The 547-nt window shown below is 58.3% G+C and carries 1 protein-coding gene; it reads right to left on the minus strand.

The features are described 5' to 3' along the window. Positions 1-7: 7 nt before the first annotated feature. A partial coding sequence (locus tag AC1RPR_RS08110; RefSeq protein ID WP_481763454.1) for a hypothetical protein occupies positions 8-547 on the minus strand: 540 nt, incomplete at its 5' end.

Genomic DNA, 547 nt, shown 5'->3' on the forward strand with positions numbered 1-547 from the left:
GGCCGCTTTACTGCTGTTGGTTCAAACCGAGAAGTTCTGCGGTTTCAGGAGAAAACGCCGGCTCCACTTCGACTGCCGGGACTTCAGGTTCTTCGATCTTGAACAGCCCTGCATCATCGATGGCCGCAAACACGTTGGTATCGCCACGCGGGCGGCCTGCGCGCAAGACAGCGGCAACAACCGCCTCATCCTGAGCGAGTACCTGTGCTTCTTCCGGGCTGATGCCAAGGCGCTGAACGAGGATAGCAGCAGCTGCCGAGTCAGCGGTCTGCGTCTCGTCCGGAATTTCAACCGTAGCCTCGAATGCCAATGCGTTCTTGGCGGCTTGGTCTGCTTCTGCCGAAGCCTGTTCCGGAGTATAGTTCTCCAGCGCATCAGTGACGAGCTGGCCTTCTTCAGCGTCTTTGTTTTCGTGTTCCTGTGCGGGTTGTTCGCGATCCGGAGTCCCGACAATGACAGCCGCGTAAAGGCCGCTCACCGAATACTCGGGGAACACGCCGATCCAAGCTTCCCACACCACCTGCTTGTGATCACCGATAGCTGGAAC

Source organism: Dellaglioa sp. CoH-57-MRSF-22 (genome assembly GCF_056781895.1).